The 19,342-nt window shown below is 63.1% G+C and carries 16 protein-coding genes; 3 read left to right on the plus strand and 13 right to left on the minus strand.

Annotation, left to right across the window (positions count from 1 at the left end; genetic code table 11):
• Nucleotides 1-222: 222 nt before the first annotated feature.
• The 6 genes from OU999_05930 to OU999_05955 all read right to left on the minus strand — a co-directional run bounded on the left by OU999_05930 (nucleotide 223) and on the right by OU999_05955 (nucleotide 9,003).
• Nucleotides 223-1,206, minus strand: coding sequence for an SOS response-associated peptidase family protein (locus tag OU999_05930; protein WAC24724.1), 984 nt, complete (start codon nucleotides 1,204-1,206; stop codon nucleotides 223-225).
• Between the two features lie 296 nt (nucleotides 1,207-1,502).
• On the minus strand, nucleotides 1,503-2,831 hold the full coding sequence (locus OU999_05935; protein ID WAC24725.1) for an ATP-binding protein: 1,329 nt from the start codon (nucleotides 2,829-2,831) through the stop codon (nucleotides 1,503-1,505).
• Nucleotides 2,828-3,505, minus strand: a complete 678-nt coding sequence (locus OU999_05940; GenBank protein ID WAC24726.1) for a response regulator transcription factor — start codon at nucleotides 3,503-3,505, stop codon at nucleotides 2,828-2,830. Before OU999_05940 ends, OU999_05935 begins: the two co-directional genes overlap by 4 nt.
• A 4-nt stretch (nucleotides 3,506-3,509) precedes the next feature.
• Nucleotides 3,510-4,889 carry an efflux transporter outer membrane subunit gene (locus tag OU999_05945; protein ID WAC24727.1) on the minus strand — a complete coding sequence of 460 codons (1,380 nt, stop codon included), beginning with the start codon at nucleotides 4,887-4,889 and terminating at the stop codon, nucleotides 3,510-3,512.
• Nucleotides 4,886-7,990: an efflux RND transporter permease subunit gene (locus OU999_05950; protein ID WAC24728.1), complete on the minus strand. Its 3,105-nt coding sequence runs from the start codon at nucleotides 7,988-7,990 to the stop codon at nucleotides 4,886-4,888. Before OU999_05950 ends, OU999_05945 begins: the two co-directional genes overlap by 4 nt.
• A complete protein-coding gene (locus OU999_05955) occupies nucleotides 7,990-9,003 on the minus strand; it encodes an efflux RND transporter periplasmic adaptor subunit (GenBank protein WAC24729.1) in 1,014 nt (337 codons plus the stop codon). The genes OU999_05950 and OU999_05955 overlap by 1 nt, the downstream gene beginning before the upstream one ends.
• A 212-nt stretch (nucleotides 9,004-9,215) precedes the next feature.
• On the opposite strand from OU999_05955, the gene OU999_05960 reads away from it, so the two are divergent.
• Nucleotides 9,216-9,794 (plus strand): recombinase family protein, encoded by a 579-nt coding sequence (locus OU999_05960; protein WAC24730.1) that lies wholly within the window; start codon nucleotides 9,216-9,218, stop codon nucleotides 9,792-9,794.
• Between the two features lie 30 nt (nucleotides 9,795-9,824).
• Here the strand turns inward: OU999_05960 and OU999_05965 are convergent, their stop codons facing one another.
• From OU999_05965 to OU999_05995, 7 genes are all read right to left on the minus strand, one after another.
• On the minus strand, nucleotides 9,825-10,337 hold the full coding sequence (locus tag OU999_05965; protein WAC24731.1) for a hypothetical protein: 513 nt from the start codon (nucleotides 10,335-10,337) through the stop codon (nucleotides 9,825-9,827).
• Nucleotides 10,330-11,175 carry a hypothetical protein gene (locus tag OU999_05970; protein ID WAC24732.1) on the minus strand — a complete coding sequence of 282 codons (846 nt, stop codon included), beginning with the start codon at nucleotides 11,173-11,175 and terminating at the stop codon, nucleotides 10,330-10,332. The genes OU999_05965 and OU999_05970 overlap by 8 nt, the downstream gene beginning before the upstream one ends.
• A gap of 241 nt (nucleotides 11,176-11,416) precedes the next feature.
• Nucleotides 11,417-13,123, minus strand: coding sequence for a tyrosine-type recombinase/integrase (locus OU999_05975; protein ID WAC24733.1), 1,707 nt, complete (start codon nucleotides 13,121-13,123; stop codon nucleotides 11,417-11,419).
• 162 nt (nucleotides 13,124-13,285) lie between these two features.
• Nucleotides 13,286-13,969 (minus strand): class I SAM-dependent methyltransferase, encoded by a 684-nt coding sequence (locus OU999_05980; GenBank protein ID WAC24734.1) that lies wholly within the window; start codon nucleotides 13,967-13,969, stop codon nucleotides 13,286-13,288.
• A gap of 17 nt (nucleotides 13,970-13,986) precedes the next feature.
• The gene (locus OU999_05985) at nucleotides 13,987-14,622 is read right to left on the minus strand and encodes a CmcI family methyltransferase (protein WAC24735.1); all 636 of its coding nucleotides are present in this window, start codon (nucleotides 14,620-14,622) and stop codon (nucleotides 13,987-13,989) included.
• Complete coding sequence (locus OU999_05990) at nucleotides 14,606-15,487, minus strand: hypothetical protein (protein ID WAC24736.1); 882 nt, start codon at nucleotides 15,485-15,487, stop codon at nucleotides 14,606-14,608. Before OU999_05990 ends, OU999_05985 begins: the two co-directional genes overlap by 17 nt.
• Nucleotides 15,484-16,137, minus strand: a complete 654-nt coding sequence (locus OU999_05995; GenBank protein ID WAC24737.1) for a class I SAM-dependent methyltransferase — start codon at nucleotides 16,135-16,137, stop codon at nucleotides 15,484-15,486. Before OU999_05995 ends, OU999_05990 begins: the two co-directional genes overlap by 4 nt.
• Before the next feature lie 239 nt (nucleotides 16,138-16,376).
• On the opposite strand from OU999_05995, the gene OU999_06000 reads away from it, so the two are divergent.
• Together OU999_06000 and OU999_06005 are read left to right on the plus strand one after the other, a co-directional pair.
• A complete protein-coding gene (locus tag OU999_06000; protein WAC24738.1) occupies nucleotides 16,377-17,201 on the plus strand; it encodes a class I SAM-dependent methyltransferase in 825 nt (274 codons plus the stop codon).
• Nucleotides 17,198-19,282 (plus strand): glycosyltransferase, encoded by a 2,085-nt coding sequence (locus OU999_06005; protein WAC24739.1) that lies wholly within the window; start codon nucleotides 17,198-17,200, stop codon nucleotides 19,280-19,282. The genes OU999_06000 and OU999_06005 overlap by 4 nt, the downstream gene beginning before the upstream one ends.
• Nucleotides 19,283-19,342: the final 60 nt, after the last annotated feature.

Below are 19,342 nucleotides of genomic sequence, written 5' to 3' on the forward strand. Positions count from 1 at the left end.
CCGCCGCACCCCCGCCGCGCCAAGCAAGAAGCGCAACCCACCCCTCGCCATGTCGCAGCGGGCCGCCCCAACGCGAAAGATGCGGCGCTGATTCCGTAATGCTGCCCGCCCTTGGGACGCCAGAGCAAGAAGCCCTAGATATTCCGCGTCTCCCGCACCCGGATGCCGCCTATCAGGCGCGTGCCGGTAGCAAGAGCCATCCACCGGCACTGCTGAAGCGGCTCATCGCCGCGCCCACAATTCCTTGGTCGCCTCCACGCACATCGCGTCCGCCGGAAACGGCTGGTCGAACTGATAGAGCTCTTCGAGCGGCGCGGTGAGCCAGGTCTGCCACTGGTCGGGCGTCAGGATCACTGGCGACCGGTCATGGATGTGCTCCAGCTCCGGCGCGTTCTCGGTCATCACGCCGGTATAGACCTCGCCCCACTCGTCCGAGGCGCGCCAGAGGCCGGCCCAGGCGAAGACCGGCGTGCCCTTTACCGACAGCCAGGTTTCGGTCATCTTGCCCGGCATGCCGACGGCCTCTGCATAGCGGGTGGCCGGGATCAGGCAGCGGTGCTCGGGCAGCACTGCCCAGCGCTTCCAGAAGGCACCCAGCTTGTCGAAACGGGCATTGTTCACCGGCTTGGGCTTGAGCGGCTGGCCCTTCTTGCCGCGCAGCACGACCGGGAATCCCCAGGTCATCTGCTCGAGCACCATCTGGCCGTCCTGCTGCCGCACCACCCAGCCGGGCTCCCTGGGGTGCACCGTCGCCGGACCCTCGTTGAAAGCGCGCAGCACCCTGGCCGAGAAATGGTCCTCTATGCGCTGCCGTTCGCCCGGCTGGTAGCGGTTACACATGCACGGAAGCTGCGGGGTGCCACTGCCCATGTCAATGTCGGGAGCATAGGCCCGCGCCCACCGTCCCCGCATCTGGAGCGACGGGCGCGGCTGTCGCAGCGTCAGATACCAGGTGTCGAGCAGCCCCATAAGAATGGAGATGCGGTGATCGTGACCACCCTGCTCGGAATAGGCCCATGCGACCGGATCGTCGATCGTCTGCCAGAAGGTGCTTGCCTGCCAATCGGCCGCCACGCCGCTGCGCACCAGCCAGCTCAGCGCCAGCCGGTGGCCCCATGTGCGATGGGCAGCCCCGCATTGCGCCTGCGCGACGACGTCCTCGAGCGTGCGCATGGCGATGGCGGTGACGGGATCATGGGTGGGCATGGGATGAGCAGAATCGCATCGCCTCATTAGAACAAATATGGAACGACTCTGTCAATCGATGTGCTGATCCGCTGCCTCTACGACTGCACCGGACGCTGGATAGCCGGCGGTGAATATGTATATCATGCCGCCCACGGCTCGCCGGAGAGAAGCCCTAGGATTCGCCGAGCACTCACACCCGGATGGAGGCAATCAGGCGGGCATACGCATTAGATGCCATCCACCGACAGGACTATGCCCTGGCGCATCGATTGTCCATCGGTTGATGGTCACCGATGCAACGCTCGTGGGCAGGGTCAAAGGTCTATGTGCACACCAAAGCCTGGGCGCGGCATAATCGTCGCTCGTCCTGAATGCGCCGCAACGATCGCTGCAACCATCGCAAGCCCCAGACCATGACCGGGCGTCGAACGGCTACGCTCGACGCGCGCAAAGCGGTTGAAGAGTTTGGGTGCTTGATGGGCCTCGACGCCGGGCCCGTCGTCGGTGACCGTCAACTGAATTGTGCTGGCGGCAGCCTCAAGGCCGACATGAACGGTCGTTCCCTGCGGGGTGTGCTGCGCCGCGTTGTCGAGCAGGTTCGTCAGCATCTGTTGCAGCAGTCTGCGATCGCCGGACAAGGTCAGGCCCGGTGAGATACGGCTGACAAGCTGGTGGCCGCTGCTCTCCATCGCGGGCCGAAAAGCCTCGACCACGTCGGCCACGACGGCGCTCAAGTCCACCGTCTGGAAATGGGCACGGGCTGCCAAGCCTTCGACCTCGGCGATCCGCAGCAGGGCGGAAAAGACCTCGAGAAGCTCACCGGCCTCGCTTGCGGCCGCTTCGATCGCCTCGCGTTGCAGTTCGCTATCGCGCTCGCGCAGAGCCTCGTCGAGCCGGTTTTGCAGCCTGGTCAGTGGCGTGCGCAGATCGTGGGCAACATCGCTCGATACCTGACGGAGGTTTTCCATCAGGCCCGCAATGCGGTCGAGCATCCGGTTTAGCGTGGTGGCCACACCGTCGAACTCGTCGCCGCTCCCGGCCAGCGGCACGCGGCGCGACAGATCGCCCGCTATGATTGCAGCCGCTGTCTGATCGATACGGGCCAGACGGCGCCGGGTGACCAGGCCCACCAGCCAGGCAGCAGCGATGCCCAGCAGCAGCATCGCGCCAAAGGCTCCAAGGAACAGCAGGATGAAACGATTGTCCATTTCGTCGATCGCGGCGCGATCGGCTGCAACCAGCAGACGGTAGCCGCCAGGTATCGCCGTTGTCAGCGATTGCGCGATCCGGTCCTCGCCATGGGCCTTGTAGGGCAGCAATTCGACATAGCCCGGTTTGGACGGGACAATGGCGTCAAGCGAACCGGCAACGGGATTGTTCGCGACATCGACAAGGCGATAGCCTAGGCTCGCCGTGCTGCTTGCCGCCTCGCGTCGGCGGATAGCTGCGGCCACGCCCTGATAGCCGTCCTGCCCTTCATCGATCAGCGCCTGCGTTTCGATGGCGATGCGGTGGTCAAGTTGGAGCTCAAGCGCCTCATGCGTGGATTCGAAAGCGACCACGCCGATTGCCAGGGTCGCCAGTGCAAAGCCTAAAGCGACCGCTGCCACCAGACCGAAGGTGCCGCGCCACCAGCGCCTCACCGGTCATCCCTGATGAGATAGCCCGCACCCCGCACCGTCTCGATCGGGTCGCTATCGAAGTCGGCGTTGAGCTTGGACCGCAAGCGGCTAAGATGGGTCTCGACGATATTGGTCTTGGGGTCGAAGTCGAAATCCCACACACGTTCCAGCAGCATGGTGCGGGTCATGATGCGGCCCGGATTGCGCATCAGTTCTGCCAAAAGGGTGAACTCGCGAGGCTGGAGCGCAATCTTGCGGCCTGCGCGCGTGACGGTCCGGCGGTGCAGATCGAGCACGATGTCACCTGCCGTCAACCGCGCTGGCTCGGCTGCCGCAGAGGGACGACGACCCAGCGCATGGAGGCGAGCCGCCAGTTCGGTAAAGGCAAAGGGCTTCACCAGATAATCGTCAGCCCCGCCTTCGAGCCCTTCAACCCGGTCGGCAATTCCGCTGACAGCGGTCAGCATCAGCACGGGGGTTGTGTTCCCGGCGGCGCGCAGAGCCTTGACCAGCGACAGTCCATCAAGTCCCGGCAGCATCCGATCGACCACCATGGCATCGAAGCCGCCATCGGTCGCATGGAACAGCCCGTCGCGGCCGTCGCTGCTGATCACCACCTGATGGCCCAGTTCGGTCAAGCCGCGGGCGATGAACTGGTTCGTATCGGTATCGTCCTCGACGATCAGGATTCTCATGGGTTCATTCTAGCGGCTTGGGACTGCCGCGCCAGCCACCGCCAAGCGCCCGGAACAACGCAACCTGTGCCTGCGCAATAGCGAGTTCGGACTGAGCGAGCGACAGTTCGGCCTGTGCCAGCGCGCGGTCGGCGTCGATCCTCAAGAGAGGTGCCGCATCGCCAAGCCGGACGCGCGCCTCGGCGCGCCGAGCGTAGAGGCGTCCTTCATCGCGGGCTTCAGCCAGTGCCTGGTTGCGGCGCACTTCGCCGTCATAGGCCGCAAGCGCCGTTTCAACATCGCGTAGCGCCCGGAGCACCACGACGTCCCATCCGGCCAACGCGGCCCGTTCGGTTGCCTCGGCCTGAGCGATCCGTGCACGGACCGGGGCCTGATTGGGGAAGGCCCAGCTCACCAGCGGCGAGCCGGTCACGACCAACCCACCGCTCAGCAGGCCCAGCGCCCCGCCAAGGTTGATGCGGGGGTAGAGATCGGCACGCGCCACGCCGATCCGCGCCGTGGCGGCCGCAAGGCGCCGTTCGGCCTCTCGAATATCTGGCCGGCGCAGCAGCAAGGCGGTGCCATCGCCCACGGGAGCCGCAGTGTGAAGTTTCGGCGGTGCGTTGCAAGTCACGGGATTGCTGCGGGCCTCTCCCGCCGGGCGCCCTGCGAGCGTGGCGAGGCGATAGCGCGCATTAGCCTGCGCTGCCTCCAGCGGTGCTATGGTCGCCCTGGTCGCAGCGACAACGTTAGCGGCCTGAGACACTTCCAGCGGTGAGACCTCGCCTGCTGTCAGCTGGCTGCGGGTGAAGATCAGCGCGCGGTCCTGAAGCGCGACCTGTTCCTGCACAACGGTAAGGCTGCGGGTTGCGCCGCAAAGATCGACATAGGCCAGGACCGTATCGGCGACGACCGCGACCTTGACTCCATCGAGCGCAGCCGCCTGCGCCTCGGCATCCGCGCGGGAGGCGAGAGCACCCGAACGGAGCCGTCCGAACAGGTCTGCGTCCCAGCTTGCGGTCACCGCCAGATCGTAGTCGGTGGTCGGCACATTGCCCGAAGCGCTCGGCTGATTGGCGGGATTGTCGATGCCGAGACTGCTCTCGATCGTGGTCTGAGGCAGCCGCGCCGCTTGCGCCTGACGCAGCGCGGCGCGCGCGCCATCGAGATTGGCATAGGCAGCCCTGAGATCGGCATTGGCCGCAAGGCTGGCTTCGACCAGGCGGTCAAGCACAGGATCATCGTAGAGCCGCCACCAATCATCGGGCACAGGCTCGATCGAAGCGACCGGCAAGCTCGCGAACGGCCCGGCAGCCATCGTGGAATTGATTGCAGATGCCGTCGGCGGCGACGGGGTCGCACAAGCGGTCACCATCAGCGCCGCGCAGGAGACAAATCGCTTCATGCCACCGCCTCCGCCAGTTGAGCATCAGGCTCCGGGCGTTCCTTGCCGAAGCGGGCGTAAAGCGCGGGCATCAGGAACAGGTTGAGCGCAGTCGATGAGATCAGGCCGCCGAGGATGACGATCGCCATGGGATGCTCGATCTCGTGACCCGGCTTGTCGCCCGCGATCACCAGCGGCACCAGCGCAAGCCCTGCGCACAGTGCGGTCATCAGGATGGGCACAAGACGTTCCTGCGCGCCGCGAAGGATCAGGGCTGGGCCGAACGCCTCGCCCTCGAACCGCCGCAGATGATCGTAATGCGAGAGCAGCATGATCCCGTTGCGCGCCGAAATCCCGATCACGGTGACAAAGCCGACCAGCGATCCCAGCGACAGAACTCCGCCAGTGAGCGCGACCCCGATGACCCCGCCGACGAGCGCAAAGGGCAGGCTGAGGCCCACCAGCGCCGTGATCCGGGCGGAGCGGAACTCGAGCCAGACGAGCAGCAGGATACCGACGAGGCAGGCAAGCGCCACCGTCCACAGCCGCGAACGCGATTCCTTGAGCGCGGCATATTCGCCGAGGATTTCGGGGTGGTAGCCTGTCGCAAAGGGCACCTCGCTCACCGCCGCCTCGACACCTCGCGCCACGGCACCGAGATCGGCATCGCTGGCGATGTTGAGCGTGACATCGAGACGGCGCTGGCCGTCCTCGCGCTTGATCTCGTTGGGCGCGGGCACGATCACCACATCGGCAACGTCGCGCAGGCGGACGGGCGCACCGACCGGGGTCTGGATCATCAGATCGGCAAGCGCGTGCTGGTCGCCGCGAATAGCCGGCTCGCCCCACAAGGCGACATCGAATGCCTTCTGATCGCGGTAGATCTCGCCCAGCTTCTCGCCCGCAACGAGAGTCTGGGCCTGGCGCCGCACTTCGCCGGGCGTGAGGCCCAGCGTGACCAGATCGGCCGCGCGCGGGCGGATCTGGATCTGCGGCACGAGCACCTGCTGTTCGACCTTGAGGTCGGTCACACCGGGGATGTTGGCGACCTTGCCGCGCACCCGTTCGGCTGCGGCGCGCAGTTCGTCCTGGTCGGGGCCGTAAATCCGCACAACCACGGTCGCGCCTGCGCCCGAGAGCACCTCCTTGATGCGTTCGCGCAGATAGGTGAGCACGTCGCGGTAAAGGCCGGGATAGCCTTCGACCACTTCCTTGATGCGGGCGACGCTGGCGTCGTAATCGACCCCGTCATCCAGGCTGATCCACAGCTCGGTGAAGTTCGGGCCAACCACTTCGTCAGCAGCTTCGGCGCGCCCGATATGCGCACCGAAGTTGCGCACGCCGGGGATTGCGCGCAGTTCCTTCGAGGCGCGGATCGTGATGCGGTCCATCGCATCAATGCCCACCCCCGGCTTCTCGACGAAGTGCATCAGGAAGTCGGTCTCGCGGAAGTCGGGCAGGAACTGGTCCTTGAACCCCAGATAGCCCATGCCGGAAAGCAGCAACCCGCCCGCGACGATGCCCATGGCAAGGCGAGGCCGGTTGATCAGCCGGGGCAGGACGCCGAGATAACGCTGCTTGAGCAAAGCGACAAAGCGCGTGTCGCGATGCTCCTTCATCGGCGCATTCGGCAGCAGCATCAGGCACATCGCAGGTGTCACCACCAGCGTGACTAGCAGCGAGGCGGCAATCGCCAGCACATAAGCAATCGCCAAGGGACGAAAGAACGTCCCCGCCACCCCGCCGAGGAAAAAGATCGGGAGGAACACCAGCATGACGATCAGCGAGGCGAAGACCACCGCCGTGCGCACTTCGAGCGAGGCTGATAGCACCACGGCAAAGGCCGAGCGCGGATTGCCCGCCTCACGGTTCAGGCGGAGACGGCGAGCGATGTTCTCGACATCGATGATCGCATCATCGACCACCTCGCCAAGCGCGATAACCAGACCGGCGATCACCATCGTGTTGATCGTCGCCCCGCTCCACAGCAGCACGAGGCCCGCCGCCAGCAGTGACAGCGGGATCGCGACAAGGCTGATCGTCGCTTGCCGCCAGTCACGGGTAAAGGCGAACAGCACGATCGCTACCAGCAGGCAGCCGATCATCAGCGCGCGGGTCAGGTTGTCGATCGACTTCTCGATGAAGGTTGCCGGGCGGAAGATCGTGGTGTCGATCTTCACGTCCTTGAGGCCGGGCCGCAGCTCTTCGACGGCTGCCTCGACATCGCGGGTCAGCTGGAGCGTATTGCCGGTGGGCTGCTTCTCGACGATCAGCATGATGCCGGGGCCGTCGTCGATGATCGCATTGCCAATGGGAGCGGCAAAGCCATCGGTCACCCGCGCGACATCCCCCACCCGCACCGGCGCATCGCCCGCGATCTTGATGACCGTGCGGGAAAGATCCTCGGCGGTCTGGATCGCACCCGCCTGCTGAACCGGCAGCCGCTGGTTGGGCGTATCGACGAAGCCGCCGCCGCCGACCAGCACCGCATCGCCGGTCGCCGCGCGCAGCTCGGCCAGCGTGACGCCCGAAGCTTGCAGCCGGTCGGGATCGGCCAGCACCTGCAACTGCCGATCGCGATAGCCCCAGACGGCGACATTCGCGACGCCCGGCACCGACATCAGCTTGGGCCGGATCGTCCAGCGAACCAGCTCGGATAGTTCCATCTGATCGAGCTTCTTGGAGGAGATGCCGATCTTCATCGCCCGGCTCGTGGACGACAGCGGCGGCAGCATCACCGGTGGGCGGGCAGCGGCAGGCAGTCGCGCCTGCACCTGCGCCACCCGCTCCTGCACCAGCTGGCGGGCGCGGATCACATCTGTGCCGCGCTCGAACAGGATCGTCACGGAGGACAGCCCCAGCACCGACTTCGAGCGCAGGGTTGCCAGATCGGGCACGCCGTTGACCGCAGTCTCGATGGGCACGGTGATCAGGCTTTCGACCTCCTCGGTCGACAGGCCTGGCGCTTCGGTCTGGATCTCGACGATAGGCGGAGCGAACTCGGGGAATACATCCAGCGGCACATCGGCAGACGCGCGCAGGCCAAGCACCACCAAGAGCGCCGCCATTGCGAGCACCAGCACGCGCTGCTTGAGCGCGGAGCGAACCAGCCAGGCCAGCATCAGTGCGCGACCCCGAACTCGGTGCCGAACAGCTCGGCAGCGCCTGCGGTCACCACCAGCATACCAGGGCGCAGCCCCCGTGACAGGATCGCGCGGCCATCTTCGGTTGCTGCTACCTCGATCCTTTGGCGCACATAGGTATCGGCCTCGGTCTTGGCATAGACCCATTCGCCGCCATAGATGTCGCGCAGGATCGCGGAGGTCGACACGGACAGCCCTTCGCTTCGCCCACCAGCGAGCGGGAGCGCGACGCTGACCCGCTGGCCGACACGATAGGCCCGATCACGATTGTCGAGCGCGAAATAGAGATCGACGGTGCCAGCGACTGCGTTCGCCGATGGCGGCGCATCGACGGGCCGCGCCGATCGTTTCGCGCCGTCCTGCCCAAGCGGCGAAATCAGAGCTGATTGGCCTTGTTGCAGCCCGGCAAGATCGCTTCCAAACACCGGGACCCGCACCCATACGAAGCGCTGGTTGCCAAGACCCGCCACCGCCGGCCCGAGCAGGCGGCGCTGGGCCGCAGCCGCATCGGCAGCAGCCTTGGCCGCGCCGAGCGCCGCCGTCGCCTCATCACGCGCGCGAATGCTTCCGGCTTCCTCATCAACCAGAGCCGAGGCACGATCATAGGCGATGCGCGCCAGAGCCAGCTGCGCACGTGCCCGCGCCAGTTCACCCTCGGCGGCGACCTGCTGTGCACCTAGCTGTTGCAAGTTGCTGGCCGAATTGATCGGCGCGCCTCCGACGCCTGCGGGAATTACGATCTCGCCGCTGGTCATGCGCATGGCAGATGCAGTGCCCGTTCCCACCCGCTCGGTCACAATCCCGAGCCGCTTTTGCGCTTCTGGCGTGAGCTTCAGGCGGACAAGTTCGATCTCATGAGCGACCGCTTCGCTGTGAACGGAGGCCTTGGGGGGAGCCGTCGGCTCGCTCCCGCAGGCGGTCAGGAGGACGGCAGGGATGAAAGCGGCAAGGGCGAAGCGGTTCAGCATTCCAGCCGCATACAGCGCTTCCATTGGGGCAATGTTGGCGCTTCTATACAATTCCCCAATGTTAGCCTGGCGGCGTAATGAGAACAGTTGGGCGTTTGAAAACGGATGGTCTCGCAACTTCTAACTTTTAAGACCCCCTCACAGACATCGCCAGAGCACATCAAAAGATATCTTGTTGACTTTTGATACCGTCTCGATATTATCATGTATCTTATGAGACACAATAAGGAGCGATAATGAGCCGCTTGGCATATTTCCGGGTCAGCACCGGTGATCAGAGCGTTGAGGCACAACGGCAGGCACTTGGCGGCCATTTCGACAAGGAGTTCGTAGACGAAGGCATCAGTGGTGCGACGCCTGCGGCGTCCCGTCCAGCCTTCGCCAAGCTGCTGTCGTATGTCCGTGAAGGTGACACGATCCACGTCTATGCGCTCGACAGGCTCGGTCGCGACGCTCTCGACGTCCAGGCCATGGTCCGCAGGCTGCTCGATATGGGCGTCGCGCTCGACGTCCATGGGCTCGGTGCTATTGGTCGCGGCGTCGGCGAGCTCATCGTTGCCGTGCTGGCGCAGATCGCCGACATGGAGCGCATGCGCATCAAGGAGCGGTGTGACAGCGGACGAGCAGCTGCCAGAGCAGCGCTGGAGGCGACTGGTCGCACGCATCGGGGCAAGGCGAGCTTGGGCCGTCCGAAAGCCGCAAACGCCGCAGAAGTCGTCGCATGGCGGCGAGAGAATGGAGCTTCGATAACAGCTACCATGGCGCATTTCGGCATTAGCAGGGCAACAGTGGCCCGCTACTGCGCCACCGCGTAAACCCAAGCGGTCGCGATACCAGCCTAGCGATCACGCGCCGTAAAATTCAGGCTTGTCCCTAACGCTGGACAGCTTCCCAAAACCATATGCTACCCTGAGAAAAGCGAGAAACGTCCACACGAACAGGGCAAACCAGGCGAGCACGATGAAAAACATCGGCGAGTAAGCTGTCGTAATCGGCGGGTTCGCGATGGTTAACGGCAAGGACGTCACCGTCAGCAAGAACCCACCGACATTGGCGCGCCGGACATAGGCCAGGAAGCGCCGCATCGCGAGCTTGTCCCGAATCTCCTGCACGAATCCGTCATTCTTCCCGACCACAAATCCGTAGACCCCGAATGCAAACCCAGTCTGAATCGCCGACCAGTTGAAGATCGCGCCATACAGGTTTACCACCGACCAGCCGCCCTCCGGCGTGAATTGATCGACGATGCTTGGCGCCCACAACGATATTGCGATCGCCGATCCTACAGACAGGACAAGCGGCGCCCACTGCTCGATCACGAGCGCTATGCTCCAGCGGCGCTTGCGTTCATCAGCCATGGTCGTCCAGCTTTAATCGCACGAACGCCGACGTAGCCGAATAGACATCGTCGGGTGCATCGCTTGCGGGATTCACCTCGCCCTTCTCCGACAGAAGGCTGTCCAGCAGATTTATGTCCTCGTTTTTCAAGCCTTCGCCAGCATCAGGTGTGACGTGCAACGATCGGACATCAGCACCTTGCCCAAACAGGACCAGGAACTGCTCCACCATGGCCTTCGCAGCGAGGCCCAAAGAGCCCTTGTTTCGCCCCATGCTCAACTCGACGGTGATCTCGGGCGCTTCATATGCTTCACCCATGGCCTGAATCGCTGCACCGGCTGGTGCAGCCTCGTCATCCAAGGCATCGAGATTTTGAGGGCGAGCAAGCCTGACCTTGAGCTTCCGCAGCGGCTGCTCTTGGAACCTGGCGAGTGCATCCCCGTCCATCACAGGCTCCATCACGAACTGTCCTGCATGGTGCATTTGCACGAGATAGTCATTGAACCTGCCAGGCGAAAGGACACGCGGATCATAGTGTATGGCGAGGGTGTGATCTGCTTCACGAAAACAAAAGGCTACACCGTCGCCAATAGGCACATCGATACCAAGCGCCCTGGTCCCATCAGGATGGACCTCGCACGGTAAGTCGGTATCACGCACCCTCATCATTTCCCCGGAAACGTATCCCGGCTCAAGCACTAATCGCTCCAAGCGACAGACGAATCCGCCAGCCAATTGCCGCTGACGCGCTGCTGGCTCGCCGAGATCGTAGATCGCCTGAAGCGTAGTTCGCAGGCTGGGGCCTTGCGCAGCGAGCTTGCCAACAGAATAAAACCGCACCGTGATAGATTTCGCCATACCGCCCCCGTCCACACTGTTCGTAGCAGCAGCAAACAATGTATGCGATTCGTAATACTGCTGAAGGCCATGAATGTATCATTGACACCAAGACATGAGAAGCGGACAGGCATGTGAGGCTGCGATCGTCAAGAAGATCCAATTTGAGGAAATTAGCCTGACTGACTCTGAAATCGGCGTGCAATTTTATTTCTGACGGCCAGTGAATGCGGACATCCGGTGTCAACAACGCAATTTCCCGTTACTTTGGTCGGGGAAGGACCAGCCCCTCATAGCGACATGCTCTGATCGCCGGATAGGTTTCGGCGAGCGGGATCTCGCCGATATATCGTGCATCCAGGTTCGACTTTTCGTGCCCGACAACCTCATGGACGTAGTTCGGCTGGATGCCGTATTTGTTCCTCGTCAGCAGCGTCTTGAAGGCCCCTCGAAAGCCGTGGAAGGTGACGGCTCGGCGCGCGCCCTCCACTAGGAGGCCCTCGAGCGCGGTAGGGATAAGGGTCTGGTTGAACGAACGGATCACCGCCGAATTCGACCACGCAGCGGAGCATTCATGCTCAGGGCCACCCGGCGCGATCCAATCCTGAAACAGCCTTTCATCGCCTCGAGCGCGTGCGCGTGAAACGAATGCAGGGAATCCAAGTTCGATCAGCTGGTCGAGCAACGGGACCTTGCGCTGGTAACGCTTCTTCGTGCTCCGAAACTTGTTGTCGCGGATCACAATGTGCGGAAATCGATCATCCAGACGCACCTCGTCAAGCATTAGGCCGCCGAGTTCGCCTGCACGGCATCCTGTCATTAGCGCCACCACGGGCACCCAATAATGCATGCCAGTCAGCCGGTGGTCACCGGGACTGTGAATGTTCTCCGGTGAGGCGCACCCAGTGAACCATGGGTAGGCAAATACCCGGTTCAGCTCCTCGAGCTCGAAGGGACGCTTGTCCGGCATTATCTCCGCAGACTGCGGCATGGTGAAAACCGAAGCCTTGATGCCCGCGAACGGGTTCGGCCCCTCGAAGCCAGACTGCTGGGCAAAGCGATTGACTGCTGCGCGAAGCAGGCCGACCTTCTTATCGAGGTTCGCGCTCGACATGGGACGAGCTATGCTGTTTCGCGACCGACCGCCGATCGTCTTGGAGCCTTGGTGTTCGCAAAAGCTCCTAACGTGCGCCTTGGTGAGTTCGTCGATCGGGAGATCGCCGACGTGGGCAACGAAGTCTCGGAGTGCTGTCTTGATCTCACCCTTGGTGCGACGGCTCGGCACCACATCCACATGCTTCATGACGATCTCAGAGAGCCGGGGCTGCTTTGTCCGCTTCCCCTCATCCGCGGCGGGCAGGACTGACTGCTTCCCGCTCATCAGGTCGCCGATCTCGCGATAGCCGTCGATAAGCCCCTCTCGCACAGCCTTGATGATGAATGAGCGCTCGGAGCTTCCCACTGGTGCGCATATAGCTTCATGCGCGATGATCCGATCAGCGATCGACGCTGCATCGAGACGCGGGTCATCGGTGGGCTCCATGTCGATCAAGACGCGCCGGATGCCCTCGGCATCGGTTTCAAACTGCTCAAACATGCGCTCGACTTCGGCATGATGCGCCGCGTCCTGCTCACGATGGATGATGTGCAGTCGATACGGCCTCGTGACCAGGCTCTTCTGCTCGGCCCTGATCGCCTGCAAGAGGTTCGACGTTAGTCGTCGCTGCGGTGCCGTCATTAGCGCCTTGCCCAAAGCCTGCTGGACACGGCGTTCAAAATCGAGCTCGACCTCGTGCGCGGCGATCAAGGCATCGGCCTGGTCCTTCGTGCGGAGCGAACGGCGAAACGGAGTGATGCCTCCGAATAGCGCCTCGAATTCTGCCGGTCGGTCCACGACCTGCTGGGGAACCCGGCGCACATACTGGTAGACGCCTTGGCGTTTTGTGACATGTCTGATCGCGTTGGCCATGGGTCGCACCTCTTTGTATCACAGAGATGTATCACACCCCGACGAAGAAAACCGCGATATATGAGAACCTTACGCAGAACAAGCGTTTAGAGCATGTGCGGTTCGAACCCAGCAGGGCTCACCATTTCTTCCGTTCCCGCAGGCTGTGCCTGGCCGCCCGGTTCAGGGCTTGATGATCAGCCTGCCGGTAAAGTCTATCCGGGACATGAACGGGCGGTGGGCCAGGTTACCGAAATACGCGTCGACGGCGCGGCGCGCTCCGGTCCAATAGCCGTAATCATCGATGATCAGCACGCCCCCCGAGCATAAGCGGGGATAAAGCGTCTCGAGCTCATGCAGCGTCGAATCATACCAATCGGTATCAAGGCGCAACAGGGCAATCCGCTCGGGCATGGTCCCGGGCAGGCTTTCCAGCACATTGCCTTCCACCAGCTTCAGCCGCTCCGCAGGCCAGCCCGTCGCCAGCATATTGGTCTCGACGGTTTTGCGGGGCGCCACGCCCCAGAACGGGTTTTCCTCGTCGCGGGGATTTTGCGCCATGATCGTCGCCGCTGCCTCGCCCGACATCGCCTGGCGGTCATGATCGCCCGGCGCGGTCATCCCGCTGAACGTATCGTACAGCCATATATCGCGATCGGCATCGCCGCAGTCGAGCGCGGTCAGGGCCATCATCATGGCCGACCCACCCCGCCAAACGCCGCATTCGACAAAATCGCCGTCCAGCCGGTTGTCGATCAGATAGCGCACCGCGGTATGCAACGCGTAGGTGCGCTCGATCGACGTCATCGTCATCGGCGCACAGCGCTGGTGCAGCGCCAGGAATTCGGGCTCCAGATCAAAATGCATTGTTCGCCCTAACGGATTCAAACTCGCCGCAGATAGCCATCGAAATTCCAGGTCATGTTGTGACCGAACCAGTCACAGAATGTGCGGTCGATCTCGAAACGTCCCTGCTGTTCGGCGAGAAACTGATGAACGGCGGCGAGCGGCCCGCCGCCATAGGCATCCGCGACCCGCATCTGGGTCAGCACGCCGTCTTCGACGACGAGATAATCGCCCGAGTGCAGATGCGGCGCGAAAAAGCGCAGGTGTGACAACACCGTGCCGCACAAATGGTCGGCATCTTCCACCACCAGCCAGGGGCGCGGAAGTTCCGCCAGCAGCTGCGCGCTCAACGTGTTCGCCAGATCGCTGCCATCGGCCAGGTAAAAGCTGATCCTGGGATCGGAAATTCCGGTGACGGGAAGCACATCGACCGAGTGGACATGGCAGTCGAGGCCGCGCACCGACATCTGATCGGCAAACCACAGGGCGCTCCCGCCCTTGTGAGCGCCGATTTCGATGATCGTTCGCGGCCGCAGCTGCTCAAGCAACAGCGGGTAGATCGCGAGATCAAAGGGGTTCTTGAACGTCTCGATGCCGCGATAGCGATAAGCCATGGTACCCGACTGAATCGCCATCAGTTCGGGATATGGCAGTCCGTTAAGGCTGGCGGTCATAAGGGAAAACCTCAAGAAAATTGGCTTTGGAACGGCGCATCAGGTCCAATTGCTCGGAACTCCAGTGCGAAGCGGCGCGGTCGAGCAGCGCAATATGCTGTTCGCGCGACATGTTCGCCACCAGATCAGGCTGCAACGCTCCGGGCGGGAACGGGCGCGTCAGCAGATACACGACGGAATTATATTCGGTATCGCACAGACGCTCGAAATGATCGGAATAATATTCCATCGTGATGTGCAGCCACGCATTCCACCAATGGCAGAGATAGTCCTGCTGGACGACGATGGATTTGCCAGGGATCAGGTGCTGGAACAGGTTACTGGTGATCCAGTCGCAGACCGACCAGTGCTTGGCGATATCGATGAACAATATCTCGATAGGCTCGCCGCACCATGCCTCATTCTGGATATCTCCCTCATGGACAACGACCAGATCGGCAAAGTCTGCGATGTTGTGATCGAACAGATGGCGCGTTGAGGCGCCCGCTTCCATGGTTTTGGGTATATGCTGCCCCCGCGTCCAGTCCTCGACGCGGAACAGATCGAACGAATGGATGATACGCCTGTCGGCGATGCCCCTGTTGCGCAGGCCGGAGGCCATGGCCACGGTCGATCCCCCCAGGAAGCAGCCGGCATCGACGATCAGACCGCTGTCGCTCCAGTAATCGTCGGTCAGCGATTCGAGCAGTCGCAGCTCGTCCAGCATCAGCATCGTCTGCACATTGGCACTCGGGCCGGGTACTGGCCGGAATGCCCAGAACTTCTGGCGCAAACGCTCGATCGGCGTTGCCGGCACGCGGCGAGCAGGACGCCAGCGGACGACCTGCTGCAGCCTTGCCCGCACCTGGCGTCGCCATTGGCTCATGGCTTGGCGAATACGATCTGATAGGTGTTGGCATTGCGCTTGATGCGCCAGTCGGTCGCGAGCGAAAGCCGCGTCCAGGCGTAGACCCAGGGCCAGACCAGCGCCCGGGCCAACCTGCCCTTTTCCTTGGCGATTTCCCACGCAATCCAGCCGAGCGTCTGCGCGCTGGAGTGCACCGGATTGATGGCCACGGGTTGCAGCCCTGCCTTGCCACCCATCGCTGCCAGTCCCTCGGCGGTGAAGCGGCGGAAGTCGGCGGGGCATTCGTGATAGGGCTGGAGAAACGGCACCGCGAGTATCGCATGGCCGCCGCTGGACAGCACGCGGGCCAGCTCGCCCATCACCGCCTCGGCATCGCCGACATGCTCGAGCACGGCGTTGCACAAGATGGCGTCAAAATGATTGTCCGGAAACGGCATGTCTTCCAGCTTGCCGATCACGGCATCGGGCAGCGCGGAGGCGACATCATAGTTGACCACGCGCTGCACCCCCTGGGCCATCAGCCAGGGCCCGATATCGCGATTGCCGCAGCCGGCGTTGAGCATCACGCCGCTGAAATAGCCCTGCACGGGTGCAAGTTCCGCTTCCAGCGATTGGAAGTGGACCGGCCCGACCCGTGTAATCTGCTTCTGCAACGCACTCTGGCTCATGCCAACGAATTGAAGGCTTATGCATGGCTTGTCAAACGCGTCGGCGTCCGCGCGGCTCGCATTTGCGCATCCATTCCGGCGGCAAAAAAGGCGCGACAGTGGCGAGCCCTTCAACTAGTGAACAGGGCATGGCCACGCATCCATCCAGCGCACAGAACCCTGCAGATCAGCACGCCGCGCTCCGGGATTATGTATCCCCTGGCCTTACGCCCGTCCGGGCCGATGGATTTTTCCCGCACATGGTGAGGGGCGATCGCAACGCGAACGACTGGGTCTATCTGCGCCGGGAAATTCCGCATATCTGGTATGTCGATGACCGTTTCCCCACGATGGGTTTCATGAACCGCGACGAAGCGACCTTGCTGCACAATATTGCGCTGCAGTTCCGCGGAAAGGCTGCGGTGGAAATCGGGTGCTGGATGGGATGGTCGAGCTGTCATCTCGCGCTCGCCGATGTGACGCTCGATGTCGTCGACCCGGTGCTCGCAGACCCCATATTCCACCAGTCGGTGTCGTCGTCGCTCGCAGCGGCGGGGGTCGCCGGCAAGGTCACGCTGCACCCGCTGCCCAGCCCCGAAGGCGTTTCCGTCGCGGCTGCGCATCGCGCTGCGCCATGGAGCCTGCTGGTCGTTGACGGCGATCATGAAAGGGCGGCACCGGCACGCGATGTCATGGCCTGTCTGGACCATTGCGCAGACGACTGCGCCTTCGTGTTTCATGACCTCGCCTCGCCCCATGTCGCCGAAGGGCTGCGCATGCTGGAGGCGAAGGGCTTTCTGGTCACGCTCTACCAGACACAGCAGATCATGGGCATCGCGTGGCGCGGGAATGTGAACCCGCCGCGCCACACGCCCGACCCCGATGTGTTCTGGCAGATGCCGCACCATCTGCTCGGCCTGCCGGTATCCGGCCTGGCATCCCCCGGGCATAGTGCGCTGCTGTACGAAAAGGTCCTGGAGCAACAGGACCGGATCGCCACGCTCGAACATGAACTGGCCGAAATGCGGCATGGCCTGTCCTATCGCATACGGCGGCGGATGCGATCATGGGCGCGTTCGCAATGAGGCAATTTCCGGCATTCCCGCCCCTGGGAACACCGGCTGGCGCCAGCCTGCCTTCGGTTTGCATCGTCACCAACGAACTTGTCGGATTGTTCAAGAATGGCGGCATCGGCACGTCGATGACGGGGCTGGCGCAATGTCTGGCGCGGGCCGGCTTTCCGGTCACGGTGCTGTATTCGGCCAGCCACCGGATGGCACCGGACGACAGGCGCAGATGGACTGCAGAATATGATGCAAGCGGGATCAGGCTTGAATGGCTGGATCCGGCCGTCGAGGCCCAGTTGGTCGGTCCTGTTGCGGACATGGGCTTTACTGCCCCGATGCGGGTGTGGTTGCACCTGCGAGACCGGCAGTTCGATGTCATCCAGTTCAACGATTGCCTGGGCGATGGCTATCTGTGCCTTGCCATGGCCCGATTGGGGCTGGCCTTCCGCAACACCCATCTGCTGGTGGGGCTGCACAGCCCCAGCCAGTGGATATTCGAGATCAACCGTACAAGTCCCGGCTGGCTGGCGACCAGTGCCTATAGTTTTGCCGAACGCTTCAGCGTGGCGCACGCCGATCTGCTGTGGTCGCCCAGCCATTATCTGCTCGACTGGGCGGTCAGCGCCGGCTTCGAGATCACAGGCGCGCATTATGTCCAGCAATATGCCTTGCCGGCCAGACCGACCGAAACCCTCACCCAAGCCAGCGCGCAACAGTCCGACCGGATCAGGGAAATCGTTTTCTTTGGCCGTCTGGAAGAACGCAAGGGGCTTCGCCTGTTCTGCGCCGCCCTGGGCCAGATCGACGGCTTCTTGCAGCAGAACGGGATCAAAGTCACCTTTCTGGGGAAGATCGCCAATATCGGCGGTCAACCCGCAGACGGTTTTCTGAAGGACCAAGCCCGCGCCTGGGGCTTTGCCTGGCAGATCAAGGCGGATCTCGGCCAACGCGAGGCGATAGCGCATCTCAAGTCCGGCCAGACCCTGGCGGTGATGGCTTCACCTGCGGACAACTCGCCCTGCACGGTCTACGAAGCGCTGGACGAGGGATTGTGCTTCATCGCCGCCCGAACCGGCGGCATTCCCGAACTGATCGATGCGCAGGACAGGGACAGGGTGCTGTTCGACTATGACGCGGATGCGCTGGCCGCCAAGCTCATCCAGTCGCTGACCCAGGGCTGCGCGCCCGCGCTGGCAGCCAACAGCCAGGATGCCTGCCGCGCCCGGTGGGTTGACGCCTTTGCCGCCCTGCCCGACCTGGTCGGCAGCAGGGCCGTGGCTGCGACCGGCGAGCATCCATGGCTGGCGCTGGTCGATCATCATCAGGGCGACGATCTGGCTGCCACGGTGGCAAGCCTGGAGGCGCTGGATCAGGTTCGGGATGTCATCATCCTCAACCATGGTCCCTCGCCCCTTGCCGGAGATCAAGGCCGGGTCGCCGTGAAAACGGTGAACCTGATGGATCAGGGGTGCCGGCAGCTGCCCGGTCTCCTGAACTTGGAAGACGACGAACGCGTTCTGATGCTGCGATCGGGATGCGCGGTACGACCGGAGGGCTTTGCCATGGCGGATGCTGCCCTGCAGGCTGAGGGCGTCGACGGCGTCCTGCCCGCCGGTCTGACCGCCGAAGGCAAGCTGCTGGTCCCCCTGGGAGGGAGCCCAAGCTTTGCCTTTTGGCACGGTGTCGATCTGGGTGGCGGCATGGCGCTGAAGGCCGATCGCTTGAAACCGCTGCTGGGCGCGGACTGGCTTGCACCGAACAGCCCCTATTGCAACATTGCAGACATCGCGGTGAGCCAAGGACTGGTGCTCTGGCCATTGCCCGAGCCTCTGCTGAGCCATGCCGGCAAGCAGAGCTTCACTGCGAAACCCTTGCCGGTGCCGGAACGCGTGCTGCGCTATTCAGCTGTTTCGGACATCGAGCGCTATTATATCCAGGCACAGTCGCTTGCGATGAGCTCCCGGAAACCGGGATTGTCGCGGTCGGCCCTGGTACGGGCAATCTACCACCGGCTCGCCTCGGGCCGGGCCGCCCGGCCGACCATCTGGCTGAGGAGCAAGATGCCCGCCGGCCTGCTGAGGCGCATCATCGGGTCGTGAGGCCAGGCCAGCGCGGCCCAGCTGCTCTCGCAGCTATCCCTTCTTCGCTTGAGCGCATCG

The sequence above is a fragment of the Blastomonas sp. SL216 genome (assembly GCA_026625625.1).
GTDB lineage: Bacteria > Pseudomonadota > Alphaproteobacteria > Sphingomonadales > Sphingomonadaceae > Blastomonas.